This is a genomic window from Streptomyces sp. 6N223 (assembly GCF_052246635.1).
GTDB lineage: Bacteria > Actinomycetota > Actinomycetes > Streptomycetales > Streptomycetaceae > Streptomyces.
The window spans coordinates 226,052-250,416 of record NZ_JBQQCA010000002.1 but is presented as its reverse complement, the minus strand read 5'-3'; the positions used below and the strand labels follow the sequence as shown (position 1 = coordinate 250,416).

Genomic DNA, 24,365 nt, shown 5'->3' with positions numbered 1-24,365 from the left:
AACATATCGATCATGAAAGGGACTTGGCTCACCTGGCTGAAACGCGCCGCTCAGGGATAGATCTTCTTCTCTTCCGCCAGCATCCCCACGTACTTCTCGATGCGCCGCGCGCGGGTCTCGGGCTTCTTGGCGTCCTGGACGCGGTACAGGACGGCGTAGCGGTTGCGGCTGTCGAGCGTCGCGAAGAACGCCGCCGCGGCCGGGTTGGCGGCGAGCGCCTCGGCCAGGTCGTCCGGCACCGAGGCGTTCTTCGGGCCGTCGTACGCGGCGTCCCAGCGGCCGTCCGCCTTGGCGCGTTCGACCTGGGCCATCCCGGGCGGCCGCATCCGGCCCCGCTCGATCAGCGCCTCGGCCTTGCCGCGGTTGATCTTGGACCACCTGCTCCGGGGGCGGCGCGGGGTGAACCGCTGGAGCCAGAACCGGTCGTCGCCTGCGGCCTTCTGCCCGTCGATCCAGCCGTAGCAGAGCGCGACGTCGAGCGCTTCGGCGTAGGTCAGCGCCAGGACCCCCTGCGCCTTCTTCCTCAGCTTCAGCCAGATGCCGGGCGAGGAGGCGTGGTGGCCTTCGAGCCACGCCTCGAAGTCCTCGGCGGAGTCGAAAGAGAAGGGGGTAGCGTCTTCGGCCACGCCAGCAGTCAACCACACCCTGCCCCGTGCGCCTTTTCTCGCCTGCCGTCCTCGGGCCGTCCTCGGGCCGCCGTCGGCACTGATCGGCGCTGATCGGTGCTGATCGGCACTGACCGGCACTGAGCCGTCAGCGCCCACTCCAGCTCGCAGCTCAGGGCGTGCGCTCCTCCTCGCGGGACGCGGCCACCGTACGGCGAGGCCAGTCGCGTTCGGCGATCCTCTCCAGGTGCGCGGCGAACGTCGTGCGCGCCTCGGGGGTGAGGCGGGCCAGGGTGACCATGGCCGTGATGATCACGTCGCACACCTCCGACTCGACGTCCTCCCAGGTGTGCGTACGCCCCTTGCGGGGGTTGCGCCCGGTGGCACCGAACACGGCCTCGGCGACCTCACCGGCCTCCTCGGTGATCTTGAGGATCTGGAAGAGGCGGCGCTGCTCGACGGGAAGGTCGCTGTGGTGGTCCTCCAGGCGGGCGGCGAGGCGTTCGATGGGGTCCCAGATGTCGTGCACGTGTCGTGTCCTCCTGGCGGCAGGGCGAAGGTGCCCGGGCGCCGAGGCGGGGCGCCCCGGGCAACCGTAGTTGGACCTTGCCGGTCGCAGCAGAGCCGCTCGGCGGTCCGGCCACCTGCCGTCGGCGTCACACACCCAGCACGCACCGGAGTGCTTATTCCGGTGACACCGGCACGGTGAGGCTGTCAGGCTCGGGCGCATGCCGGTGGATCCGCTGCTCTCCAGAGCCCGTGGTGTGTGGGAGAACTGGGCAGGCGTGCCTGTGTCGTTCGCCCCTGCCGCGGGCCTGAGCGTGGTCGTCTCACCGGACTCCGGAATCTGCCCGCCCGGTTGGGTCGGCGCGGTGGCCCTGGGCGGTTCGGCGGTCGTGACCGCGCCGAGCGAGCGTGCCGCCGTCGTCGTTCGGGACGCCCTGGCTCCGCTGCCGCACCCCGCGGAGGCGGTGGTGGACGCGGACGCGGTTCGCCAGGTGCTGCCGGTGGCCGAGGTGCTCGGCCCGGCCGCGCTGGCGTACGTGTCACCCGAGGGCTTCCAGCCCGCTCAGCCCGCTCAGCCCGCCGGTGCGTCGGCCGTTGAACGCCTGCCCGGCGGCCACGGCAGCCACACGGACCTGCGGGAGCTGGAGAAGCGGGCGGGCGAGGAGGACGCGGGCGAGGCCGGGCTGCGCGCGATCACCTCGCCGGCGTTCGTGGTCCGGGAGGGCGGCCAGGTGGCTGCCGCCGCCGGTTACGAGCTGTGGCCGGGCCGGGTCGCCCAAGTCAGCGTGCTGACCGGGCCGGAGTGGCGGGGCCGAGGGCTGGCCCGGCTGACGGGCTCGGCGGCGGTCGCGCATGCGCTGGCGGCCGGGCTGCTGCCGCAGTGGCGAGCCCGGGTGCCCGCGTCCCGGCGCGTGGCGGCCGCCCTGGGTTTCCGGGAACTGGGTGCACAACTCAGCATCAGGCTCGCAGGCGACGTGTAGTCGTGTAGAGGTGTAGTCGTGTAGGGCGAGGAGGAGCGTGAGGGACGACCTCGTGGCACGCGCCGCCCGGCGGTCGGCGTCCGTCGTCGAGCTGGCGCGCGAGTTGATCCGGCGGCCGAGCCGGGCCGGAATCGATTCCTACGACGGCGTGTTGACGGTGCTGGAAACGTGGCTGGCTCGGCGCGCGCTGCCGCACCGCCGCCTGCACGACGACGCGGGCGGCGCGGTCGGCCTGCTGGTGGAGATCGCAGGCGGCCGAACCGGCCCTGGTGGGCGCTGGACGCCTGCGTGGACACCGCGCCCTTCGGCGACGAGGGGGCGTGGTCGTTCCCGCCCACGGCCGGTGACGTGGTCGGCGGCTGGCTGCGGGGCCGTGGCGCGGCCGACTCCAAGCTCGCCGCCTCGGTCTTCTGTCACATCGCCGCCGACCTGCACCGGCACGCCGCCGAGCTGCGGGGCGGGCTGGCCGTCCTGCTCGACGCCGACGAACACACCGGCGGCTTCGGCGGCGCCCGCGCCTACCTCGCCGACGGGGGCGCCGCCCGCCCGGCCGGGGTGATGATCGGCTACCCGGGCCTGGACGAGGTCGTCGTCGGCGGTCGCGGCCTGTGGCGGGCGACCATCGCCGTCCGCGCCCCCGGCGGGCACTCCGGCTCCCGGCGCACGGTCACCGGCGCGATCTCGCGAGCCGCGCACCTCGTACGCCTCCTGGACGCGGCTGCTCCGCCCGCCGCGGCCCCCGGGTTCCCCCTGCCGCCCAAGCTGACGGTCACCGCCATCCACGGCGGTCAGGGCTTCTCCGTCACCCCCGACCGCTGCGAGCTGAACGTGGACGTGCGCACCACCCCCGACTTCGACGCGCACGCCGCCGAGACGCTGGTACGCCGGGCCGCCGCCGAACTCAACGCCGAGGTCACGCCGGTCGCCTCCTGGCCCCCGTACCGGCTCCAACCACACGAGCAGCCCGCCGCCGCCCTGCTGGCCGCCGCGCGCGCGACCGGCCTGACGGTGCGGCCCAAGGTCGCCGGCCCCTCCAACATCGGCAATATGCTGGCGGGCTTCGGCGACGGCATTCCGGCCACCGCCGGCTTCGGCGTCCCTTACGAGGGCCTGCACGGTACCGACGAACGCGCCCACCTCGCGGAGCTGCCGCGGGTGCACGCCGTCTACCACCGCGCGGTCCTCGATCTCATGGGCGCGGACGCGATCTCGCCGATCACGATGTAGCGTTCATCGGCGACCGGGCCGCCCCACAACTCCGGAATGCCGCTGAGCGATTCGACACGCAGATCAGCGACCAGTGGGCGGACACACGCCGCGAGATCCGCCGCGCTGATCCCCCCAAGCCAGGGCAAGGCGTCGGCACCGGCACCGGCCACATACGGCCGCGCACTCTCCCCGGCCTCCCCGCCCTCTCCTGCCTCCCGTCGCCACTGTCCCTCGACGAGCACCAAGCGGCCGCCCTCACGCAACAGCCCGACCCACCGACGCAACGTCGCCTCGGGATCGGGCAGGGTCCACACCAGGTGTCGGCACAGCACGACGTCGAACAGCCTGCCGCCTGTCGGTGGCCTTGCCGCGTCTCCCACAAGAAGACGGGCTTCCGCCCGCGCGGCGGCGAGCTTGGCGCGGGCCTTCTCGATCATCTCCGAAGACAGATCGACTCCCGTGACGCGGTGCCCGGCCTGGGCCAGCAGCAGGGACAGCGATCCCGTTCCGCAGCCGACATCGAGCACCTCAGCGGGCGGGGCTGGCATGCACGAGCGGAGCAGGTCAGCCCATGCCCCCCGGGTGCTGTCGGCCCGCAGGCCGTGATCCGGCTCCTCGTCGAAGGATGAGGCCGCGGCGTTCCAGAAGTCGGCGATGGCGGCGGATTGACCGCTCATGGCGGCGATCCTCCCAGCCGCCACTGACACATTGGGGGACTCCCCTTGCGGGCGCTACGGTGCCTATGGCGTCACCGATACCGCGTTCGGGGAGGGGAGCCGGGTGAACGAGGGGGAGCCGGGGGAGTCGGCCGGGGAGGGTGGCCTGGCCGCCGGGCGGGATGCGCGTATCGCCGCTGATGACGGCTCGATCGCGGTCGGCGTCGTGCACGGGGATTTCGCGGTCGGAACGCCTCGGCGGCTGGCCGCGTGGCCGCACCAGGTCGGCGCCATCCCGCCGCAGGCCGGAGCGTTCCAGCAGCGCGCGGAGGCGCGGCGGCTGCGGGAGGCGGTCGAGGGCGGGGGCACGGCGGTGCTGTGCCAGGTGCTGTCCGGCATGGGCGGGGTCGGCAAGACGCAGCTGGCGGCGGACTACGCCCGCACCGCCTGGGAGTCGGGGACGGACCTGGACGTGCTGGTGTGGATCAGCGCCAGCAGCCGCGACGCGATCGTGGACGGCTACGCCCAGGCCGGGGAGGAGCTGTGCGGCACCGACCGCAGCGACGCCGAGCGGGCGGCGCGCGCCTTTCTGGCGTGGCTTCAGCCGAAGGGCCGCAACGCCAGGCCGCCCTGTCGGTGGCTGATCGTCCTGGACGACCTCACCGATCCCGCTCATGTACGCGGCCTGTGGCCGCCCGCGTCACCGACCGGTCGGACGCTGGTGACCACCCGACGCCGGGACGCGGCGCTGGTGGGTCGGGGCCGGGTGGTGGACGTGGGCCTGTTCACCGAGGCCGAGGCGGTGTCGCACCTCGCCGACGCCCTGGCACAGTACGGGCGCAGGGAGCCGCGCGAGCAACTCGCCGCCCTCGCCCACGACCTGGGCTACCTGCCGTTGGCGCTGTCCCAGGCCGCCGCGTACGTCACCGATACGGGCCTGTCCTGCGCCGAGTACCGGATCCTGCTGGCGGATCGGCGGAGGAACCTCGCCGACCTCGTCCCCGAAGACGGCTCACTGCCCGACGACCAGGCCGCGACCGTCGCCGCCACCTGGGCGCTGTCCATCGCCCACGCCGACACTCTCCGCCCGGCGGGTCTGGCCCGCCCCATGCTTCAGCTTGCCTCGATGCTCGACTCCAACGGCATCCCGGAGTCTGTTCTGACCAGCGAGCCCGCCCTCGCGCACCTCAGCCAGAACCGCACCGACCCGGTCACCGCCGAAGACGCCACCGCCGCCCTGCGGGCCCTGCACCGCATGAGCCTCATCGACCACACGCACCACGCCGTCCGCATCCACCAACTCATCCAGCGAGCCACACGCGACACCCTCACGGACGAGCAGCGCCACGCTCTTGCCCGCGCCGCCGGTGACGCCTTGCTCGCCGCCTGGCCGGAGATCGAACGCGACACCGCTTTCGCCCATGCGCTACGCGCTAACGCCTCCGTCATGGCCCGCAATGCCGAGGAAGCCCTTCTCCAGCCTGCGGCCCACTCGGTGCTGTTCCGGGCGGGTAGAAGCCTCGGCGAGGCCGGGCAGCCCGCGGCAGCCCGCAACCACTACCGCCACCTGGCTGACACCATCGATGCCCACCTTGGCGCGGACCACCCCGATACCCTCAGTGTTCGGCACGCCCTTGCCTATTGGGGCGGAGAGGCGGGGGATGCTGCTGTCGCTGCCACGGCGTTCGAGGAGTTGCTCGCCGATCGGCTGCGGGTGTTGGGCCCCGACCACCCCGACACCCTCAACAGCCGGGCCATGCTCGCCCGCTTTCGTGGTGAGGCGGGGGATGCGGCTGGTGCCGTTGTGGCGTTGCAGGAGTTGCTGGCTGATCGGGTGAGGGTGTTAGGTCCGGACCATCCCGGCACCCTCATGGCGCGGGCCATGCTCGCCTACTTTCGTGGTGAGGCGGGGGATGCGGCTGGTGCCGTTGTGGCGTTGCAGGAGTTGCTGGCTGATCGGGTGAGGGTGTTAGGTCCGGACCATCCTGACACCCTCATCACGCGCGGCAACCTCGCCCGCTTTCGTGGTGAGGCGGGGGATGCGGCTGGTGCCGCTGTGGCGTTGGGGGAGTTGCTCGCCGAATTTCTGCGGGTGTTGGGTCCGGACCATCCTGACACCCTCACGACACGGGGCATGCTTGCTCACTTTCGTGGTGGGGCGGGGGATGCGGCTGGTGCCGTTGTGGCGTTGGGGGAGTTGCTCGCCGATCGGCTGCGGGTGTTGGGCCCCGACCACCCCGACACCCTCAACAGCCAGGCCGGTCTCGCCTACTGGCGTGCCAGGTTAGAAAACACGAAGTAGGCAAAGCCCCGGACACCGAGGGTGGTGCCCGGGGCGGCGGCAGTTGAGGGAGAAAGGGTCAGCCCTTGACGTGCTCGATGAACGCGGTCCAGGTGTCGGCGGGGACGGTGAGGGCCGGGCCGGGGTTCTTGCTGTCGCGGACGGGGATGGCGCCCGGGACGCCGTCCGCTACCTCAAGGCAGTCGCCCCCGTTGCTGCCGCTGTAGCTGGACTTACGCCAAGCGCTGGGTGGGGTGGAGGATGCGGCGGTCATGGTCTCCTCAGACTTTCACGTGGGCCACGAACGCCCGCCAGGTGTCGGCGGGGACGGTGAGGGCCGGGCCGGGGTTCTTGCTGTCGCGGACGGGGATGGCGCCCGGGACGCCGTCCGCCACCTCAAGGCACTCGCCCCCGTTGCTGCCGCTGTAGCTGGACTTGCGCCAAGCGCTGTCGGGGACGGGGGTTGGGCTGGTCATGAGTACCGATCCTTCAACACGGAGTTGATCAGCGCCGCCGACTTGTCGGGTGAGTGGGCGGTCGCTTTGAGTAGATCATAGGCCCGCGTTGCCTCGCTGACGTCGCCAGGTTCGGCCAGAAGATAGCCGCGTGGAAAGCCGTCCACGTGCACGACGTCCGCTCCCTCATCGAACGAGAGGATGCCGTACGGGCAGAACGACCCGTGGTAGTTCCTGACACTGGCCGGGATGATCTGGACGACGTGCTGTGGAATCTCGGCGATGCGCAGGAGGCGTTCAAGTTGGGCGCGCATCACGTCCCCCGCCGCGACCTCCCGCCGCAAGACCTCCTCATCCAGGATGATCCACAGATCCGGTGCGTTCTTACGCGAAAGGATCGCCTGGCGCTCCATGCGGAGGGTCACCAGACCCTCCAGGTCACGGGGCCGCCCGGCCCGCAGGACGGTCCGGGCGTACTCCTCGGTCTGGAGCAGCCCAGGAACCAGTCCGGAGTGAAAGAGCCGAATCGACGTCGCCTCCATCTCCAGTTCGACGTAGCGCTGGAACCACGCCGGGAAGGCGTACTTGATGGCCCATTTCCAGTGCCGGACGAAACGCCCGTTCGCCTTGAACTCCCTGTCACACGCCTCCGCCAACTCAAGCGACGGAATGCGCTGAGCCTTCTCGATCTTGTGCACAAGGCTCTTGTCGCAGGGAATGCGCTTGGCCAGGTCCGCCAGGGACCACCCGTGCCGTTTCCGTTCCTCCGCGATCTCAACGCCGAAGTGCACCAGGGCGTTGGCGCTGGGGTCGTTGGGGTCCTCTCCGTCATGTTCCACAGCCATCGTCTTGCCCTCCCGAGCCGTTGACCAGGCAACCGTCCACGTAGACGGCTGCCTTGTCACCGATCTTGCTCTTCCTGAGCCCGCCTGGACAGACAAGCCTGTAGCAGGTCAGTTACGCCACGCAACAGGAAGTCAGTGGATCTTGTGGCTCACACACCCGCACAACCCGCCCCGCACAACCGGATCTTGCCGCTCGCGCCCGCCGATCACGAAGTCCTCGCCGTCCGGGACGCCATCCGGGACCTGCTCGCGCTCCTCGATCTGGAGGAGGTGCAGGTGAATGTCGAGCACATCGGCACCCGTTCGACGATCGCCATCGCGCCGCTGCCGCTGGACACCGCGCACCGGTTCACCCGTCTCCTGGACACGCACCCCGACACCCGAAGCGAAGGGCTGCGCGTCGGCACCGTCGTGTGGGACCCGCGCCACCGCCTCGTCGGGGAGGTCATCGCGGGCAGCCGCAAGCGCGTGAAGCTGTGCGGGCTGGCGGACGGCTCGACCTGGATCGCCCAGCCGTCCGACCTCGTCCCGCCGCGCTTGGTGGACATCGACGCCGCGCGGAGGAAGGCCCAGCGGTGAGCGGAGAGAAGCGGCTCAAGCAAGACCCCAACCGGCGCGACGAACTGCTGGCCAAGGTCAAGAAGAAGAACCAGGAATCGCAGACCAACGCCAACCTGCGAAAGTGACCCCGCATGATCCCCACGACTGCGACGAACCGCACCGAAATCGCCGCCAGAACGAACCATTTTGTCGCAGTCGGCGCCGCCGTGAGGGGTTGACCGGCGAATGGTGCGGATCCCGCCCGGGGCGGAGCTCCCGGGGCCGTCCGGCGAGTGGCCACCCACGTCACGCGAGCGGCGGGCGATCCAGGCGGGATTGACCGCCGCTCCGGCCGCCATGAGCATGGACGCCCATGACACCCATGAGACCCATGAGATCCGCGATGCGGACATCCTTATCGGCGCTGGGAGTTGCCTCCCTCGCGGGCAGTGCGGCGGCCTTCGGCCTGTGGGCACCGCCGGCGTCGGCCGCCCAGCAGGGGGCGACGGCCGAGGTCCCGAACGGCTCCGTGATCGAGTACCGGGCCGCCGTCGGCCAGGTCAACGAGGTCACCGTCACCGACGGGACTGAGCGCCTCCAAGTCGTCATCGACGACGTCGTGCCCATCGAGGCCGGGGCGGGCTGCACCCATCCCGACGAGGCCGACGCCACGCGCGTGATGTGCACGATCACGGCTGACCCGGAGGAGCCCCACCTCCGCGTGGAACTCTTCCTGGACGACGGGGACGACACGCTGGACGCGGGGGCGTCGGTGTGGCAGGTCGTCCACGGCGGCGCCGGCGACGATGTGCTGACCGACAGCGGCGGTTCGCTGCTGTACAACGAGTTCAACGGCGACGACGGCGACGACACCATCACCGGCGCGGAGTGGCAGATCGGCGGCGGCGGGAGCGACACGCTCACCGGCACCGACCGCGACGACAACCTCAACGGCCAGTGGGGCAACGACACGATCCACGCCGGGGACGGGGCCGACTGGCTCAAGGGCGCCGCCGGGGACGACGAGCTCCACGCCGGGGCCGGGAACGACAGCGTCCATGGCAACGCCGGGAACGACACCATGTTCGGCGACGCGGGCGACGACGTGCTCGAAGGCGGCCAGGGGACCGACCAGATCGACGGCGGCACCGGCGACGACGTGATCCACCAGGACTGACCGTGACCGAACCCCCTTCGCCCCGAGGTCCCGGGCATCCCTGAGGTAAGGTCTGCCTTACTTGAACGCGTGCGCGGGCCCGCATGGGGTAGATGGGGAGACGGAACGTTGAACACCCGTGGCGAGGGCCTGGGCATACGCCCGCGCCCGATGTTGCTGGTGCTGGCCCTCCTCGCGCTCGTGGCGGCGTTGAGCCTGGTATCGCTCGCGCTCGGCGCCCGGGACATCCCGCCCGCCGACGTGCTGCGCACACTGCTGGGGGACGCGCCCGACCGGCAGGTCGAGAACATCGTCTTCGAGGCCCGCGTCCCCCGCACCCTGCTCGCGCTCGCCACGGGCGCGGCGCTCGGGCTGGCGGGCGGGCTGATGCAGGCGGTGACGCGCAACCCGCTCGCCGATCCGGGGATCCTCGGCGTCAGCGCGGGGGCCTCCTTCGCGATCGTCTTCGCCAGCGCGGTGCTGGGTCTCGGCTCGGTGTATGGGTATATCTGGTTCGCCTTCGCGGGGGCGCTCATCGCCAGCGTCGGCGTGTATCTGCTGGGCAGCGTGGGGCGTTCGGGGCTCAACCCCGTCAAGCTCGCGCTCGCCGGGGTGGCCATCACCGCCGCGCTGTCGTCCCTCACCAGCGCCATCGTGCTCACGGAGCCGGAGGCGCTGAACCGCTTCCGCTTCTGGTCGGCCGGGTCGCTGGCCGACACCGACGGGGACCAGCTCCTGTCCGTCGTGCCCTTCCTGGTGCTGGGCGCGCTGCTCGCGCTCGCCTGCGCGCCGGCGTTGAACAGCCTGGCGCTGGGGGAGGACGTGGCCACCGCGCTCGGCCGCCGCACCGGGCTGATACGCCTGCAAGGCGTCGCGGCCGTCACGCTGCTGACGGGCGCGGCGGTGGCCCTGATCGGGCCCGTGGTATTCATCGGGCTCGTCGTGCCGCACATCGCGCGGGTGATGGCGCAGTACGCCGGGACAGGCCCCGACCACCGCTGGCTGCTGCCGCTCTCCGCGCTGCTCGCGCCGTGCCTGCTGCTGGCCGCCGACATCGCGGGGCGGCTGATCGCCCGGCCGGTGGAGGTGCAGGCCGGGGTGCTGGTGGCGTTTCTCGGCGGGCCGTTCTTCATCGCGCTGGTGCGGCGGCAGCGGCTCGCGGAGGTGTGACAGACGCCATGGCAACAGAAATGGAAAGAGAGACAGCCCTGACCACCCTGACCGGGCGGCGGACGTTCCGGCTCGCGACGCCGCCCGTCTCCGGCTTCCTGCGGCCGCGCCAGCTCGTGGTCTGCGGCGTCCTGGCCGCCGCCGTGTTCGGGCTGTTCCTCCTCGGCCTGTCCATCGGCGACGTGTCGATCCCCGTCGCCGACGTGCTGCGCGCCCTGGCGGGCACGGGGGACGTGGGGACGTGGCTGGTGGTGCACGAGTTCCGGCTGCCGCGCGCGCTGGCCGGGCTGCTCGTCGGCGTCGCCTTCGGCATGTCCGGGGCGATCTTCCAGACCATCACGCGCAACCCGCTGGCCAGCCCCGACATGATCGGCATCACGCAGGGCGCGGCGGCGGCCGTCGTCGGCGGCATCGTGCTGGGGTGGGGCAGCGGGCTCGGCACGCAGACCCTGGGGCTGCTCGGGGGCCTGGCCGCCGCCCTCCTCATCTACGCCCTGGCGTGGAAGCGCGGCACCACCGGCTACCGCATCGTGCTCGTCGGCATCGGCGTGGCCTGGATCTGCACCAGCATCACCGACTACCTCACCGCCCGGGGCCGGGTGCTGGAGGCGCAGGCGGCGCTGGGGTGGCTGGTGGGGAACCTCAACAGCCGCACCTGGGAGCAGCTTCGGCCCCTGATGTGGGCGATGGCGGTGCTGGTGCCGGCCGCGCTGCTGCTCAGCCGCCTCGCGCGCACGCTCCAGCTCGGCGACGACCTGGCGCGGGCGCTCGGCACGCCGGTGCAGCGGGTGCGGCTGGCGCTGCTGCTCGTGGGCGTCGGGCTGGTGGCGTTCGGCACGGCGGTGGGCGGGCCGATCGCGTTCGTCGCGCTCGCCGCGCCGCAGATCGCGCAACGCCTGGTGGGCGCGGCGTGGCCACCGCTGATCGCGTCCGGGCTGACCGGGGCGTTCATCGTCCTCTTCGCCGACCTGGTGGCGCGGGAGCTGATCTCCGACACGGAGCTGCCGGTCGGCGTCGTCACCGGGGTGCTGGGCGCCCCCTTCCTGCTGTGGCTGCTCATCCGCGTCAACCGCGCGGGGTCGGGAGGCTGAGATGGCTGAGATGGATGAGATGCCGGACATGTCCAAGCGGAGCGAGCGGGAGTCGGACCCGGAGCTGCGGGCCGGCGGGCTGCGCCTGGCGTACGGGGACCGGGTGGTGGCCGAGGACCTGGACCTGGCGGTGCCGCCGGGGCGGATCACGGCCATCGTCGGCGCCAACGCCTGCGGCAAGTCGACGCTGCTGCGCGCGCTGGCCCGGCTGCTGGCCCCCAAGCGCGGCGTGATCCACCTCGACGGGCGGGCCCTTCACGCCATCCCGACGCGGGAGCTGGCGCGGCGGCTCGGAATCCTGCCGCAGGCGCCGGTCGCGCCGGAGGGGCTGACCGTCATCGACCTGGTCAGCCGGGGGCGTTCGCCGCACCAGACGTGGTGGCGCCAGTGGTCGCGGGCGGACGAGGAGGCGGTGCACGCGGCGCTCGCCGCGACCGGCATGACCGAGCTGGCGGCGCGGACCGTGGACGAGCTGTCGGGCGGGCAGCGGCAGCGGGCGTGGATCGCGATGGCGGTGGCGCAGGGGACGCCGGTGCTGCTGCTGGACGAGCCGACGACCTATCTCGACCTCGCGCACCAGATCGACGTGCTCGACCTGATCACCGACCTCAACCGGAAGGAACGCCGCACGGTGGTGATGGTCCTGCACGACCTCAACCAGGCCTGCCGGTACGCCGACCACATCGTCGCGATGAAGGCGGGCCAGGTCGTGGCGGAGGGGACCCCGGACGAGGTCATCACGGAGGAGACGGTGGACGAGGTCTTCGGGCTGCGCTGCCGCATCGGGCCGGATCCGGTCAGCGGCACGCCGATGGTGGTGCCGATCAGCCGCCACCACGACGAGGCTGCGACGGCCGTCTAACCGAGCGTGCGGTCGAGGTTGAAGGCGGCGCTGATCAGGGCCAGGTGGGTGAAGGCCTGCGGGAAGTTGCCGCGCTGCTCCCCGGTGTGGCCGATCTCCTCGGCGTAGAGGCCGAGGTGGTTGGCGTAGGTGAGCATCTTCTCGAACGCGAGCCGGGCCTCGTCCAGGCGGCCGGCGCGGGTCAGTGCCTCGACGTACCAGAAGGAGCAGATCGAGAAGGTGCCCTCCTCGCCGCGCAGCCCGTCCGGGCTGATCTGCGGGTCGTAGCGGTGGACCAGCGAGTCGGACACGAGGTCGTCGCCGAGCGCGTCCAGCGTGGAGAGCCACCTCGGGTCGGTGGGGGAGACGAACTTCGCCAGCGGCATCATCAGCAGGGACGCGTCGAGGATGTGGCCGTCCTCGTACTGGACGAAGGCGTGCCGCTCGGCGGACCAGCCGTGGCGCATGATCCGGCGGTAGATCGCGTCGCGGGCCTGCCCCCACCGCACCAGGTCGGCGGGCAGCCCGCGGTGCCGGCCCAGCCGCATGGCGCGTTCGATCGCGACCCAGCACATCAGGCGGGAGTAGAGGAAGTTCTTGCGCCCGCCGCGGGGTTCCCAGATCCCCTCGTCGGGCTGGTCCCAGTGGTCACACACCCAGTCGACGAGCTTGCTGATGTTGTCCCAGTGGGCGCTGGAGATGGGCTGCCCCCACTTGTCGTAGAGGTAGAGGGAGTCGACGAGCGCCCCGTAGATGTCCAGCTGCAGCTGGTTGACGGCGCCGTTGCCGACGCGGACGGGGGCCGAGCCCTGGTAGCCCTCAAGGTGTGGCAGCTCGTGTTCGGGAAGCTCGTGGCGCCCGTCGATGCCGTACATGATCTGCAGCGGGCCGGTGGGCCGGGTCGCCTCGGTCTCTTCGAGGCGGACGTGCTCGGACAGGAAGCGCATGAAGGCCTCGGCCTCATCGGTGAACCCCAGCCTGAGCAGCGCGTACACGCAGAACGCGGCGTCACGGATCCACACGTAGCGGTAGTCCCAGTTGCGCTCGCCGCCGATCTCCTCGGGCAGGCTGGTGGTCGGCGCGGCGATGATGGCGCCGGTAGGGGCGTAGGTCAGCAGCTTCAGGGTGAGGGCGGAGCGGTGCACCATCTCCCGCCAGCGGCCCCGGTAGCGCGACCGGGACAGCCACCGCCGCCAGTAGCCGACGGTGGCGTTGAACTGCTGCTCCGCCTCGGACACGGGGCAGTGGCGGGGCGCCACGTCGCCGCCGACCCGGTCGAGTGCGAAGACGGCGGACTGGCCCTCACGCAGCTTGAACAGCGACCAGGCGTCCGGGCCGTCGACCTCGATCGGGACGCTCGACGTCAGGGCGAGCGTCAGCGAGGGCGACTCGAAGATCACCTGGCCGCCCTGGCCCTGCTCCTGCGCCGCGTGCACCGTGTGCGGCTGCGTCCCGTACGCGAAGCGGGGGGCCACGCGGGCACGGAACGGCAGCGATCCTCGGACGCACACCACGCGGCGGATCAGCCGGTGCCGGTCGGCCTCGCGCGAGTCGTCGGCGATCGGCATGAAGTCCTGGACCTCGCCGACCCCGTCGTCGGCGGAGAAGCGGGTGATCAGCACGTTCGTGTCGGGGAAGTAGAACTGCTTGGTGCGGGTCGGGACGTCCGCGGCGAGTTCGAAGGACCCGCCCCGCTCGGCGTCGAGGATCGCGGCGAAGACGCTGGGCGCGTCGAAGCGCGGGCAGCAGTACCAGTCGATGGTGCCGTTCGTGCCCACCAGCGCCGCGCTGCGCAGGTCGCCGATCAGACCGTGCTCGGCGACCGGCAGGTAGCGGGTCGTGCCGATCGTGCCGATCGTGCTGATCGTGCCGACGCCGAATTCCCCTTTGGCCACTTTTGAAGGGTAAAGGGCGGGAAAGCGTCCCCGCGGAGGCACGCCGCCTACGGCCGGGCCGCCTACGGCCAAGCCGCCTACGGCCGCGCCGTCAGGTAGTCCCCCATCGCGCGGAAGTAGTCCGTGGCCCGGTGCTCCGTGCCGTCGTCCGTGCGCAGGCGCCGCACCAGCAGGCCGCGGCCCCGGCCCGTCCGCGCCTCCGCGCCCGCCACCACGACCACCCCGTCCCCCTCGCGGATGAAGACGCGGCCCGGCGTGCCGCCGTACCGCCCCTCCGACACCGACGCCGCCACGATCCTTATCCGCTCCCCGCGGTGGTGGGTGAAGGCGTTCGGGTACGGGTCGGACTGCGCGCGCACGAGGCGTTCGATGTCCTCGGCCGGCCAGGACCAGTCGATGCGGCTGTCCTCCTCCGACCGCTTGTGGAAGAAGGTGGCCCGCGTGCGGTCCTGCGGCAGCCACACCGCGCGGCCCGACGCGATCAGGTCCAGGGACTCCCGCACTACGGGGCCGATCAGCTCCACCGTGCGGTGGAACAGGTCGGTGGCGGTGTCCCTCGGCCCGACCGGGACGGCCCGCTGGAGGAGGATGTCGCCGGCGTCCAGCGTCTCGTCCATGCGGTGCGCGGTGACGCCGACCTGGCGTTCGCCGTTCAGCAGCGCCCAGATCAGCGGCGAGAAGCCGGCGTACGCGGGCAGCAGCGAGTCGTGGATGTTGAGGGTGCCGTGGGGCGGGAGGCGGAAGATCTCCGGGGGCAGCCAGGTGCGCCAGTTGTTGGCGACGACGATCTCGGGGGAGGCGTCGCGCAGCGCGCTCAGCAGCTCGGGGTCGTTGGGGCGGCGGCGCAGCAGCACCGGAACGCCGTGCTTTTCGGCCAGTTCGGCCACCGAGTCGTCCCAGATCCGCTCGTACGCGTGGTCGCTTCTCGGGTGCGTGACGACGAGCGCCACCTCGTGACCGGCGTCGAACAGCGCCTGCAGTGTGCGGTAACCCCAGGTCTGGTGGCCGAACATGGCAACCCTCATGCCCTTGCGATCCTCTCCGTCGTTCCCGCTTGAAAGGTTAGCCTTACCTTACCTACGATGTGCCGGGCTGCCGACAGGAGGCGATGACGCAGTGACGACGACACTGCCCAGTGGTCCGGACACCATCTACGACGTTCTGGGCCTGGGCTTCGGCCCGTCAAACCTCGCGCTGGCCGTGGCGATCGAGGAGCACAACGCCGCCGCTCCACCCGGGCAGCGGATATCCAGCGGCTTCCTGGAGATGCAGCCGCGCTTCGGCTGGCACCGGGGAATGCTGATCGAGGACGCCACCATGCAGGTGTCCTTCCTGAAGGACCTGGTGACGCTGCGGAACCCGACCAGCGGCTTTTCCTTCGTCAACTACCTGCACGAGAAGGGGCGGCTGGTCGACTTCCTCAACCAGAAGACGTTCTTCCCGCTGCGCATCGAGTTCCACGACTACTTCGAGTGGGCCGCCGCCCGCCTGGAGCACCTCGTGGCGTACGGGGCCGAGGTGCTGGCCGTCGAGCCGGTGACGGGGGAGGACGGCGAGATCCGCTACCTGGACGTCATCAGCCGCGACCCGGCCGCCCCGGCCGACCCGCGGCGTACGATCACCCGCCGCGCGCGCAACCTGTGCGTGGCGACGGGCCTGGAGCCGCACCTGCCGCCCGGCACCGAGCTGTCCGCGCGCGTGCTGCACACCAGCCAGCTCCTGACCCACGCCCCCGCGCCGGACACGCCGCTGCGCCGGGCCGTGGTCGTCGGCGCGGGGCAGTCGGCCGCCGAGGCCGTGGACTACCTGCACCGCACCTTCGCCGAGGCCGAGGTGTGCTCGGTCTTCGCCAAGTACGGCTACACGCCAGCCGACGACAGCCCGCTCGCCAACCGCATCTTCGACCCGGAGGCGGTGGACGTGTTCTACGCCGCCCCGCCCGGCGTCAAGCACTCCCTCGCCGACTACCACCGCTCCACCAACTACTCGGTCGTCGACATGGACCTGATCGAGTCGCTGTCCGCGACCGTCTACCGCGAGCGCGTGCAGGGCCGGCAGCGGCTGCGGATGATGAACGTCTCGCGCGTCCGCGAGGTCGCGGAGGCCGCCGACGACGGACGGGACGGGCGGCTGCGCGTCACCGTCGAGCACCTGCCAAGCGGCGAGCGGGAGGAACTGGACACCGACCTGCTGGTGTACGCCACCGGGTACCGGCCGCGCGACGCCGCCACGCTCCTGGGCGACGTGGGCAAGCTGTGCCTGCGCGACGACGAGGACGCGGTGCGCGTCGGCCGCGACCACCGGGTCGCGACGGCCGGGCAGCTCACCGCCGGGATATACCTCCAGGGCGCCACCGAGCACACCCACGGCCTCACCTCGACCCTGCTGTCCAACACCGCCGTCCGCGCCGGCGAGATCGTCGCCTCCCTCCTCGGCCGCGCCGACGTTCCTGTCGGCTGAGCATGCTCGATCTCCGCCTGAGGAACGCCACCTTCCTCACCATGGACGACGCCCACCCCCTCGCCCACGAACTGGGCGTGTGGGGCGGGCGGATCGTCGGCGTCGACGAGGCCGTGGCCCGTCTGCCCGCGCGCCGCGTCGTCGACCTCGGCGGGGCGACCGTGCTGCCCGGGTTCATCGACGCGCACGTCCACCTGGCCTGGACCGGGCTGAAGCGGCGCGCCGTGGACGTCTCCGGGTGCCGCGGCGTCGGCGAGGTGCTGGCGTTGATCGGGCGGGCCGCGAGGCGCCACCCGGAGAATGCCTGGCTGGATGTCGCCGGGTACGACCAGCGGCCGCTCGGCCGGCACATCACCGCCGCCGAGCTCGACCGGGCCGCGCCGGGGCGCCGGGTGCTGCTCGCCCACGACTCCGGGCACGCCTGCGTCGTCAGCACCCCGGTCCTGGACCTGCTGCCCGCCGGAGTGCCCCACCAGGACGGGCTGCTGACGGAGAGCGCCGCCGCGGCCGCCCGCGCGCTGCGCCGCCCCTACTCCCTCGACGAGCTCACCGACGCCGTCGCCGACGCGGCCGGGGAGTGCCTGCGCCAGGGCGTCACCGCCTGCGCCGAGGCGGGCATCGGCGGCGGCCTCATCTCCCACAGCGCCGTCGAACTCGCCGCCTACCAGCGGCTGCGCGAGGCCGGGCGCCTGCCGCTGCGCGTACGCCTCATGGTCGCCGCCACCGCCCTGCACGAGGTCGCCGCCCACCCCGGCGACGGCATCCCGCGCGGCCTCGACCTCGGGCTGCGCGGCGGCTTCGGCGACGACCGCCTGGCGCTGGGCGCGCTGAAGATCTTCACCGACGGCGGCATGATGGCCCGCACGGCGGCGTTGAGCAGCCCGTACGCCGGGCTCGACCACGCCGGGCAGCTCTACGACGACCCGGGCGAGCTCACCCGCCAGATCGCCGAGGGCCACCGCGCCGGCTGGCAGCTCGCCATCCACGCCATCGGCGACCGCGCCGTGGACCTCGCCCTCGACGCCCTCGCCGAGGCGCAGCGTGCCCACCCGCGCGCCGGCGTGCGGCACCGCGTGGAGCACGCCGGGCTGGTCCGCCCCGACCAGCTCCCGCGCCTGGCCGCCGCAGGGGTGACGGCCGTCGTCCAGCCCGGCTTCCTGTGGTCCTTCGGCGACGACTACGCCGCCCTCATGGGCGCCGAGCGCGCCGCCTGGCTCTACCGGGGACGCGCCTTCCTCGACCACGGCGTACGCCTGGCCGCCAGCTCCGACCGGCCCGTCGTGGACGGCGCCCCGCTGCGCGCCGTCCAGTTCATGGTCGAACGCCGCTCCTCCTCGGGCGCGTTGATCGGTCCTGAGGAGGGCGTCACCGTCGAGCAGGCGCTGCGCGCGTACACGGTGGACGCGGCCCACGCCTGCCACTGGGAGCACGCGCTGGGGAGCCTCGCCCCCGGGCGCCTGGCCGACCTGGTGGTGCTGGGCGACGACCCGCGCCGCGTCGACCCGTCGCGCATCGCGGACATCGAGGTGGTGGGCGTTTTCGTCGAGGGACGCCAGGTGGAGGGGCAAAAGGACCCCACACGGTGATCGTTTTCCGTAACTGAGAAGCTCCGCTCCGTAAGTGTTTTTACGATCCCGGCGATGCACGATTGGTGGCCGCTGGTCGCTATTAGGGGCAGAAGGCGCACGCGGTGCCTTCCGGGGCGCCCTCGCCGGCGCCTCGACGACGACAGGAGAGGACCCGAAGGTCCGTGAACGCATCTCTGGCCAGGGGCAACGCCACACGGGGCGCCGCGCGCGGGGAGGACCGTCGGTGACCGAGGCAGAGACGTCATCATCCGCCGGGTCCGCCGCGTCCGCCGGGTCCGCCGGGTCCGCCGTCCCGCTCGCGGGCGTCACGCCCCTGTCGCCGCTGCCCGCCGACTTCCGCGCCTTCCACCAGCTCTACCGGCCGGCGTACGTGCGCTGGGCCGAGCTCTACCTCGGCACGCGGGCGGACGCCGAGGAGGCGGTGGACCGCACCTTCGAGCAGTTAGCCGCCGACTGGGGGGAGGTGCTGCGCCTCGACAGCCCAGCCGGGTACGCCTGGACGATCCTCAAGCACCGCACCATCGACGCGGCCCGGGCGCGCGGGCGCAGGCCGGTCGTCGTGGACACCGCCGTCTTCGAGACCCAGGCGCTGCACACCGCCGTCGACCCCATCGGGGAGCTGGAGGAGAGCCTGTGCATCTACCAGGCCATCCGCGAGCTGCCCGAGCGGCAGCACGACGTGATCGTGCTGCTGTACTGCATGGGCTACACCACCGCCGAGACCGCCGACATCCTGGGCATCAGCGTGCCCGGGGTGCGTTCCACCGCCCGGTACGCCCGCCACCGGCTGAAGGAGGCGCTGGGGCTGGACGGGGGCGGGAAGCGGAGCGGGAAGCGGAAGGGGGGCGACGGCGATGGGGTCACCGGCTGAACGGGCCGTGGAGGACGCGCTGGCCCACGCCGTGCTGTCGCCGCGCCCGTACACCGAGCGCGAGGTCGAGGCCGCCGAGGCGCGCATCGCCGCCCGCCTCGCCAACCGGATGCTCTACAGCGCGCTGTGCCTGGACGACGAGATCCGCGATGGCTTCGGCGGGGGGATGCGCTCGGCGGCGAGGCTGGGAGGACTGGGAAAGCCGGGAGGACCGGGAGGGGCGGCGGCGACCGCGCGGACCGGCGAGGCTGCCCGGCACCTGGGGATGCTGTGCCGGACGGTGGTGGAGCGGGAGGGCGCGCTCCAGCACATGGCGGCGTTTCTGGGGCGGCGTATCCCGCAGCCGGCCGGGGCACGGGTGCTCGGCTGCGTGCTCCAGCTCGCCGGGCGCGAGGACGGTGCCCGCTTCTGGTGGCAGTTCGCGGCCGGGGCGGGTGACGCGGCGGCGGCGTACTGCCTGTACCTGCACCACCTGACGCTGGGAGAGGCGTGGGAGGCCGAGCTGTGGCGGCGGCAGGCCGACCGGGGTGACGGCCCGAAGGCTGATGCCGGTGAGTCCGGCGTGGGCGCCGATGCCGGCGTGGGGGAGGAGGACGGCAGCAGCCCCGGCCTGGTGCTGCGCGTGCTGACGCGGCTGCGCGGCAGCGGCGGCGAGGTCCTCACGGCGCGGGCCTCCGCCGTGGTGCATTACGTGCCCGACGCCGTGCGGTTCGTCGACGAGATCGAGCTCCCGCTGCCCGACGCGGACTTCGCCGAGCGCATCGAGGAGCTCACGCGAGCGGGCGGAATGGCCGGCGGCATCAGGTGAATCCCTGACCGCCCCTGATGATCGCGTCGTACCCGCCTCCACCTCTGGGAGGTGTAGGCAGCACCCCCTGTACACCCTGGGGCGGAGGCCTCATCGCGACCTCTGGCCGATCCGTACCAGGGTGGATGTCTCCTAGTTTGTTAGGCATGACCACGCCCACGACAGCGCCCGGATCACAGGCCGGTCCGGCCGAGGCCGGCAAGGGCAGCACGGGCGGCAGTGCCAGCCAGGCAGCCGCCCAGCCGCCGACCTTCACCGCGTACGTGCGCGAGCGCGGACCGCTGCTGCTGCGCACCGCCCGCTCGCTGACCGCGAACCCCTGTGACGCCGAGGATCTGCTGCAGACGGCGCTGACCAAGACCTACCTGGCGTGGGAGCGAATAGAGGACCACCGCGCCCTGGACGGCTACGTCCGGCGCGCGCTGCTCAACACGCGCACCTCGCAGTGGCGCAAGCGCCGGGTCGACGAGTACGCCGTGGACGAGCTGCCCGAGCCCGAGCCCCGGCCGGAGCCCGACGCCGCCGAGCAGCAGGCGGTGCGTGACGCGATGTGGCGCGCGGTGCGGAAGCTGCCCGTGCGGCAGCGGGCGATGGTGGTCCTCAGGTATTACGAGGACCTGAGCGAGGCGTCCACGGCCGAGGTGCTCGGGGTCTCGGTCGGCACCGTCAAGAGCGCCGTCTCGCGGGCGTTGGCGAAGCTGCGCGAGGACGCGGAGCTGGCGGACGTCGCCCGGCCCGGGCTCACGCAGAGCGGGCAGGCGATGGCCGCCTGAGGCCGCGGCCCCGCCTTTCCGGGCGCCGGGCTCCGGGCTGCGGGCTGCGGGCCTAGTGCGCGCCGATCTTGGTGAGCAGGTCCACGATCCGCGCCTGCACCTCGGGGTTGGTGGAGCGCTCCGCGAGGAAGAGCACCGTTTCGCCCGAGGCGAGCAGCGGGAGCTGCGCAGGGTCCATCTCGGCCGCCGTGTACACCACGAACGGCGTCCGGGCCAGCAGCCCGTTCACCCGCAGCCAGTCGATGATGCCCGCGCGGCGGCGCCGGACCTGGTTGAGGTCCATCACCACGAGGTTCGGCCGGATCTGCTGCGCGACCTCCATCGCGACGGCGTCGCTGGGCGCGTGCACCGCCTGCATGCCGCGCCGCTCCAGCGACATCGTCAGCGCGCCGGCGATCGCCTGATGCTCCTCCACCAGCAGGACGCGCGGCGGGTGCTGCTCGCTGTCGCGCGGCGCCAGGGCCTTCAGCAGGACGGCGGGGTCGGCGCCGTACGCCGCCTCCCGGCTCGCCTGTCCGAGCCCCGCCGTGACCAGCACCGGCACCTCGGCCGCCACCGCCGCCTGGCGCAGCGACTGCAGCGCGGTGCGCGTGATCGGCCCGGTCAGCGGATCGACGAACAGCGCCGCGGGGTACGCCGCGATCTGCGCGTCGACCTCCTCGCGCGAGTGGACGATGACGGGCCGGTAGCCGCGGTCGGTGAGCGCCTGCTGGGTGGAGACGTCCGGCTCGGGCCAGACCAGGAGCCGCCGGGGGTTGTCCAGCGGCTCCGGCGGCAGTTCGTCGTCGGCGGGTCCGGCCAGGCGCAGGCCCCGGCCGCCGGCGCTCTGCTCGCCCTGGGCGTCGCCGCCGCCGTGGGTGACCTCCACCGCGCCGTTGGGGCCGTCCAGCGGCTCCGGGCCCTCGACGGCGCCCGCGGCGGGCGCGCCGATGGCGTACTCCCGGCCGCCAGCGCCTGCCGGGGCGGCCGGGCCCAGGCGCGGGTCCTCGGCGGGCGGCGCCGCCAGCTTCCGGCGGCGCGCGGGAGCAGGGGCGGGAGCGGGAGCAGGCGCGGGGGCCGGGGCCGGGGCCGCCTGCGCGGCGGGCGCCGCCTGGCCAGCGGTCTGCTGCGGGAGGCGGCGTACGCCCTGGCCGAGGGTGCGGACGCTCACGCCCGGCAGCGACCGGGGGTCCTGGTTGTTCCGCTCGCTGCCGGGCATGGGCAGCGCGCGCGGCTGGCGCGGCGACGGGGGGTGGGGGGCCGTGCCGTCGAGGATCGGGCTGGCGGCGACCACGGAGTGCTCGACCCGGGGCTCGCCCTCGGCCCCCTCCTGCTCCGGCGGCTCCTGCTCGGGCAGCTCCGCCTCGGGCTGCTCCTGCTCGGGCTGCTGCGGCTGGGCGGGGGGCGCCTGTTCGGCTTCGAGCGCGGGCGCCTGCGCGGGCGCGGGGAGCGCGGGCATGGGCTGGGCCACGGCCGGCTCCAGCGCCGCGGCGCCGGTCGGCTCCACGGGCTGCTCCTGGCCCTGGACCTGGCCCTGGACCTGGCCCGGCTGCTGCTGCTGCGGTGCGGGCCCGATCGCGATGCGCTGCTGCGCCTCGCCGCCCTGCGCCGGCGGCTGCACCCGACGCCTCCGCCCGGTGGGGCGTTCGGCCACGCCCTGCCCCGCCTGCCCCGCTTGACCGGCCTGCCCGGGAATCGGCGCCTCGGCCGCCGGGGCCAACGCCCGCCTGCGCCGCCCGTTTCCGCCCTCCTGTGCCCGGGCCCGGGCCTGGCCCTGGCCGGGTGAGGGTGCCGGTGCGGGAGCCAACGCCGGCGCCTGGCCCTGCCGCTGGCTCTCGGCCTGTGCCTGTCCCCGCGCCGGCGACGGCTGCCTGCGGCGCCGCCCGGACGGCGTCTGCTGCACGGGCTCTATCTCCGCCGGCTCCCGACGCGCCACCTCGGCGCCCGGCGCACCCGGCGTACCCGCCGTGCCGCGCGCGGGCTGCGCGGGCACCGGCATCACCGTCGTGTCGCCGCTGGCGTCGCGCGTGGACGGCGCCACCGGCCCGCGCGCGCCGTCCGCCGTGACCGGCACCTCCAGCACGTACGCGCTCGCGTCCGCGCCGCCCGGTCCCGGCACCTCGTGCGTCTGGAGTACGCCGCCGTGCTGGCGCACCACGCCGCGCACGATCGGCTCGTGGACCGGGTTGCCGCCGGCGTACGGTCCGCGCACCTCGATCCGCACCACGTCCCCGCGCCGCGCCGCCGCGACCACGATCGTGGAGTCCCCGGCCGGGGCGCCGCCCGCCGCCTGCCCGGTGGCGTCCACGCCCGCGACGTCCGCCACCAGGTGGGCCAGCGCCAGCGCCATCCGGTCCGGGTCCACCTCCGCCTCGATCGGGGGGGCGTGCACCGCGAACTGCGCGCGCCCCGGCCCGATCAGCTCGGTCGCGCCCTCCACCCCGGCGGCGACCACCTCGTCCAGCGCGACCACCCGGCGTTCGAGCTTCTCCATGCCCTCGTCCAGGCGCTGGTAGCTCAGCACGTTGTCCAGCAGCGTGGTCATGCGCGCGTATCCGGCGGCGAGGTGGTGCAGCACCTGGTTGGCCTCGGGCCACAGCTGCCCGGCGGAGTCGGACGCCAGCGCCGACAGCTCGGTGCGCAGCTGGTCCAGCGGGCCGCGCAGGCTCTCGCCCAGCACGGACAGCAGCTGCGCGTGGCGGGCCGCCAGCGCGTCGTACGGGCGGCGGTCGGTGAAGGTCAGCACCGCGCCGACGAGTTGGTCGCCGTCGCGCACGGGCGCGGTCGTGATGTCGACCGGCACCGCCCGTCCGTCCTTGGTCCACAGCACCTGTCCGCGCACCCGGTGCTTGCGGCCGGAGGAGAGCGTGTCGTGCAGGGGCGTCTCCTCGAACGCCAGCGGGGTGCCGTCGGGGCGCGAGTGCTGAATGAGCGGGTGCAGCTCCTGGCCGCCGAGTTGGCTGGCGCGGTGGCCGAGGATCTGCGCCGCGGCGGGGTTCACCAGGACGATCCGGCCGGCGGTGTCGACCCCGACCACGCCCTCGGAGGCGGCGCGCAGGATCATCTCCGTCTGCCGCTGCTGGCGGACCAGCTCCGCCTCGGTGTCCAGCGTGCCGCTCAGATCCCGGACCACGAGCACGAGCAGCTCCTCACCGGAGTAGTCGTCGGCGAACGCCGCCTCGATGGAGGAGGCGTACGCGTACGGGGTGTGACCCGAGTTGAGCCCGGCGCTCGTCACCTCGACGGGGAGCACCACGCCGTCCGTGCGCCGGGCGACCATGCGGGTCGGCGGGGTGCGGACCGTGGGGTCCTCCTCGGGGCGGCGCATGGAGCCCGGGATACGGCGTGGGTCGAAGTCGGGGATGATGTCCAGGAGTCCACGGCCGACCAGGGGCGCGCCCGGGACCTCAAGGGTCTCCACAGCGATGGCGTTGGCGTTGACGACGGTGCCGTTGCCGTTGACGAGCAACAGGGCGTCGGGCAGCGCGTCGAGTATGGCGGCGAGGCGAGCAGCGCCCCTCGCTGGCCTGCTGCTCACGACGTCGTTTCCTCCCTTGACCCAGAGTTCCCAAACGCACGACCCCGTGCGAGTCATTAGAGGGGAGTCTACGGGCAGCACTCCCGGGCGCGGCGGTCCGTTCGAAAGAAGCGATT

Annotated in this window: 22 protein-coding genes; 13 read left to right on the top strand and 9 right to left on the bottom strand. The window is 73.0% G+C overall.

Annotation, left to right across the window (positions count from 1 at the left end):
- Nucleotides 1-50 precede the first annotated feature (50 nt).
- Together ACTWQH_RS02875 and ACTWQH_RS02870 are read right to left on the bottom strand one after the other, a co-directional pair.
- The gene (locus ACTWQH_RS02875; protein WP_443284659.1) at nucleotides 51-644 is read right to left on the bottom strand and encodes a YdeI/OmpD-associated family protein; all 594 of its coding nucleotides are present in this window, start codon (nucleotides 642-644) and stop codon (nucleotides 51-53) included.
- 133 nt (nucleotides 645-777) lie between these two features.
- Nucleotides 778-1,134: a MazG-like family protein gene (locus tag ACTWQH_RS02870; RefSeq protein WP_443284658.1), complete on the bottom strand. Its 357-nt coding sequence runs from the start codon at nucleotides 1,132-1,134 to the stop codon at nucleotides 778-780.
- A gap of 367 nt (nucleotides 1,135-1,501) precedes the next feature.
- On the opposite strand from ACTWQH_RS02870, the gene ACTWQH_RS02865 reads away from it, so the two are divergent.
- Both ACTWQH_RS02865 and ACTWQH_RS02860 read left to right on the top strand, forming a co-directional pair.
- A complete protein-coding gene (locus tag ACTWQH_RS02865) occupies nucleotides 1,502-2,092 on the top strand; it encodes a GNAT family N-acetyltransferase (RefSeq protein ID WP_443284657.1) in 591 nt (196 codons plus the stop codon).
- 288 nt (nucleotides 2,093-2,380) lie between these two features.
- The gene (locus ACTWQH_RS02860; RefSeq protein ID WP_443284656.1) at nucleotides 2,381-3,319 is read left to right on the top strand and encodes a M20 family metallopeptidase; all 939 of its coding nucleotides are present in this window, start codon (nucleotides 2,381-2,383) and stop codon (nucleotides 3,317-3,319) included.
- Here the strand turns inward: ACTWQH_RS02860 and ACTWQH_RS02855 are convergent.
- Nucleotides 3,259-3,978 carry a class I SAM-dependent methyltransferase gene (locus ACTWQH_RS02855; protein ID WP_443284655.1) on the bottom strand — a complete coding sequence of 240 codons (720 nt, stop codon included), beginning with the start codon at nucleotides 3,976-3,978 and terminating at the stop codon, nucleotides 3,259-3,261. The genes ACTWQH_RS02860 and ACTWQH_RS02855 overlap by 61 nt on opposite strands.
- Here ACTWQH_RS02855 and ACTWQH_RS02850 point away from each other — a divergent pair.
- The gene (locus ACTWQH_RS02850; RefSeq protein ID WP_443284654.1) at nucleotides 3,977-6,259 is read left to right on the top strand and encodes a tetratricopeptide repeat protein; all 2,283 of its coding nucleotides are present in this window, start codon (nucleotides 3,977-3,979) and stop codon (nucleotides 6,257-6,259) included. The two genes, ACTWQH_RS02855 and ACTWQH_RS02850, sit on opposite strands and share 2 nt — an antisense overlap.
- Nucleotides 6,260-6,317: 58 nt before the next feature.
- Here ACTWQH_RS02850 and ACTWQH_RS02845 read toward each other — a convergent pair whose 3' ends face one another.
- The 3 genes from ACTWQH_RS02845 to ACTWQH_RS02835 are packed head-to-tail and all read right to left on the bottom strand — an operon-like array spanning nucleotide 6,318 to nucleotide 7,538.
- Nucleotides 6,318-6,512 carry a DUF397 domain-containing protein gene (locus tag ACTWQH_RS02845; protein ID WP_443284653.1) on the bottom strand — a complete coding sequence of 65 codons (195 nt, stop codon included), beginning with the start codon at nucleotides 6,510-6,512 and terminating at the stop codon, nucleotides 6,318-6,320.
- Nucleotides 6,513-6,519: 7 nt separating this feature from the next.
- The gene (locus ACTWQH_RS02840) at nucleotides 6,520-6,714 is read right to left on the bottom strand and encodes a DUF397 domain-containing protein (protein WP_443284652.1); all 195 of its coding nucleotides are present in this window, start codon (nucleotides 6,712-6,714) and stop codon (nucleotides 6,520-6,522) included.
- Complete coding sequence (locus ACTWQH_RS02835) at nucleotides 6,711-7,538, bottom strand: helix-turn-helix domain-containing protein (RefSeq protein WP_443284651.1); 828 nt, start codon at nucleotides 7,536-7,538, stop codon at nucleotides 6,711-6,713. Before ACTWQH_RS02835 ends, ACTWQH_RS02840 begins: the two co-directional genes overlap by 4 nt.
- Before the next feature lie 186 nt (nucleotides 7,539-7,724).
- On the opposite strand from ACTWQH_RS02835, the gene ACTWQH_RS02830 reads away from it, so the two are divergent.
- The 5 genes from ACTWQH_RS02830 to ACTWQH_RS02810 all read left to right on the top strand — a co-directional run bounded on the left by ACTWQH_RS02830 (nucleotide 7,725) and on the right by ACTWQH_RS02810 (nucleotide 12,357).
- Nucleotides 7,725-8,117 carry a hypothetical protein gene (locus tag ACTWQH_RS02830; RefSeq protein ID WP_443284650.1) on the top strand — a complete coding sequence of 131 codons (393 nt, stop codon included), beginning with the start codon at nucleotides 7,725-7,727 and terminating at the stop codon, nucleotides 8,115-8,117.
- A gap of 364 nt (nucleotides 8,118-8,481) precedes the next feature.
- A complete protein-coding gene (locus ACTWQH_RS02825; RefSeq protein ID WP_443284649.1) occupies nucleotides 8,482-9,255 on the top strand; it encodes a calcium-binding protein in 774 nt (257 codons plus the stop codon).
- A 150-nt stretch (nucleotides 9,256-9,405) separates the two neighbouring features.
- Entirely contained in the window at nucleotides 9,406-10,404 is a 999-nt protein-coding gene (locus ACTWQH_RS02820; RefSeq protein WP_443284697.1) for a FecCD family ABC transporter permease, read from the top strand.
- A 20-nt stretch (nucleotides 10,405-10,424) separates the two neighbouring features.
- Nucleotides 10,425-11,495 (top strand): FecCD family ABC transporter permease, encoded by a 1,071-nt coding sequence (locus ACTWQH_RS02815; protein WP_443284648.1) that lies wholly within the window; start codon nucleotides 10,425-10,427, stop codon nucleotides 11,493-11,495.
- A gap of 1 nt (nucleotide 11,496) precedes the next feature.
- Nucleotides 11,497-12,357 carry an ABC transporter ATP-binding protein gene (locus ACTWQH_RS02810; protein WP_443284647.1) on the top strand — a complete coding sequence of 287 codons (861 nt, stop codon included), beginning with the start codon at nucleotides 11,497-11,499 and terminating at the stop codon, nucleotides 12,355-12,357.
- On the opposite strand, the gene ACTWQH_RS02805 is transcribed toward ACTWQH_RS02810, so the two are convergent.
- A complete protein-coding gene (locus tag ACTWQH_RS02805) occupies nucleotides 12,354-14,231 on the bottom strand; it encodes a glycoside hydrolase family 15 protein (protein ID WP_443284646.1) in 1,878 nt (625 codons plus the stop codon). The genes ACTWQH_RS02810 and ACTWQH_RS02805 overlap by 4 nt on opposite strands.
- A 77-nt stretch (nucleotides 14,232-14,308) precedes the next feature.
- The gene (locus tag ACTWQH_RS02800) at nucleotides 14,309-15,256 is read right to left on the bottom strand and encodes a methionyl-tRNA formyltransferase (protein WP_443284645.1); all 948 of its coding nucleotides are present in this window, start codon (nucleotides 15,254-15,256) and stop codon (nucleotides 14,309-14,311) included.
- Between the two features lie 91 nt (nucleotides 15,257-15,347).
- Between ACTWQH_RS02800 and ACTWQH_RS02795 the strand changes: the two genes are divergently transcribed.
- From ACTWQH_RS02795 to ACTWQH_RS02775, 5 genes are all read left to right on the top strand, one after another.
- Nucleotides 15,348-16,691, top strand: coding sequence for a lysine N(6)-hydroxylase/L-ornithine N(5)-oxygenase family protein (locus ACTWQH_RS02795; protein WP_443284644.1), 1,344 nt, complete (start codon nucleotides 15,348-15,350; stop codon nucleotides 16,689-16,691).
- Between the two features lie 2 nt (nucleotides 16,692-16,693).
- A complete protein-coding gene (locus tag ACTWQH_RS02790) occupies nucleotides 16,694-18,277 on the top strand; it encodes an amidohydrolase (RefSeq protein WP_443284643.1) in 1,584 nt (527 codons plus the stop codon).
- Nucleotides 18,278-18,503: 226 nt separating this feature from the next.
- Nucleotides 18,504-19,151: an RNA polymerase sigma factor gene (locus ACTWQH_RS02785; protein WP_443284642.1), complete on the top strand. Its 648-nt coding sequence runs from the start codon at nucleotides 18,504-18,506 to the stop codon at nucleotides 19,149-19,151.
- A complete protein-coding gene (locus ACTWQH_RS02780) occupies nucleotides 19,135-19,959 on the top strand; it encodes a hypothetical protein (protein ID WP_443284641.1) in 825 nt (274 codons plus the stop codon). Before ACTWQH_RS02785 ends, ACTWQH_RS02780 begins: the two co-directional genes overlap by 17 nt.
- Before the next feature lie 146 nt (nucleotides 19,960-20,105).
- Nucleotides 20,106-20,732 carry a SigE family RNA polymerase sigma factor gene (locus ACTWQH_RS02775; protein WP_443284640.1) on the top strand — a complete coding sequence of 209 codons (627 nt, stop codon included), beginning with the start codon at nucleotides 20,106-20,108 and terminating at the stop codon, nucleotides 20,730-20,732.
- A 52-nt stretch (nucleotides 20,733-20,784) separates the two neighbouring features.
- Here the strand turns inward: ACTWQH_RS02775 and ACTWQH_RS02770 are convergent, their stop codons facing one another.
- Entirely contained in the window at nucleotides 20,785-24,249 is a 3,465-nt protein-coding gene (locus ACTWQH_RS02770) for a PAS domain-containing protein (protein WP_443284639.1), read from the bottom strand.
- Nucleotides 24,250-24,365 lie beyond the last annotated feature (116 nt).

Excerpts from the sequence above, each read along its gene's own strand:
- ACTWQH_RS02780 (WP_443284641.1), top strand. The coding sequence starts at position 19,135 with ATGGGGTCACCGGCTGAACGGGCCGTGGAGGACGCGCTGGCCCACGCC.
- ACTWQH_RS02825 (WP_443284649.1), top strand. The coding sequence starts at position 8,482 with ATGCGGACATCCTTATCGGCGCTGGGAGTTGCCTCCCTCGCGGGCAGT.
- ACTWQH_RS02840 (WP_443284652.1), bottom strand. The coding sequence starts at position 6,714 with ATGACCAGCCCAACCCCCGTCCCCGACAGCGCTTGGCGCAAGTCCAGC.
- ACTWQH_RS02835 (WP_443284651.1), bottom strand. The coding sequence starts at position 7,538 with ATGGCTGTGGAACATGACGGAGAGGACCCCAACGACCCCAGCGCCAAC.
- ACTWQH_RS02855 (WP_443284655.1), bottom strand. The coding sequence starts at position 3,978 with ATGAGCGGTCAATCCGCCGCCATCGCCGACTTCTGGAACGCCGCGGCC.
- ACTWQH_RS02815 (WP_443284648.1), top strand. The coding sequence starts at position 10,425 with ATGGAAAGAGAGACAGCCCTGACCACCCTGACCGGGCGGCGGACGTTC.
- ACTWQH_RS02845 (WP_443284653.1), bottom strand. The coding sequence starts at position 6,512 with ATGACCGCCGCATCCTCCACCCCACCCAGCGCTTGGCGTAAGTCCAGC.
- ACTWQH_RS02800 (WP_443284645.1), bottom strand. The coding sequence starts at position 15,256 with ATGAGGGTTGCCATGTTCGGCCACCAGACCTGGGGTTACCGCACACTG.
- ACTWQH_RS02810 (WP_443284647.1), top strand. The coding sequence starts at position 11,497 with ATGGCTGAGATGGATGAGATGCCGGACATGTCCAAGCGGAGCGAGCGG.
- ACTWQH_RS02820 (WP_443284697.1), top strand. The coding sequence starts at position 9,406 with ATGTTGCTGGTGCTGGCCCTCCTCGCGCTCGTGGCGGCGTTGAGCCTG.
- ACTWQH_RS02850 (WP_443284654.1), top strand. The coding sequence starts at position 3,977 with ATGGCGGCGATCCTCCCAGCCGCCACTGACACATTGGGGGACTCCCCT.
- ACTWQH_RS02775 (WP_443284640.1), top strand. The coding sequence starts at position 20,106 with ATGACCACGCCCACGACAGCGCCCGGATCACAGGCCGGTCCGGCCGAG.
- ACTWQH_RS02790 (WP_443284643.1), top strand. The coding sequence starts at position 16,694 with ATGCTCGATCTCCGCCTGAGGAACGCCACCTTCCTCACCATGGACGAC.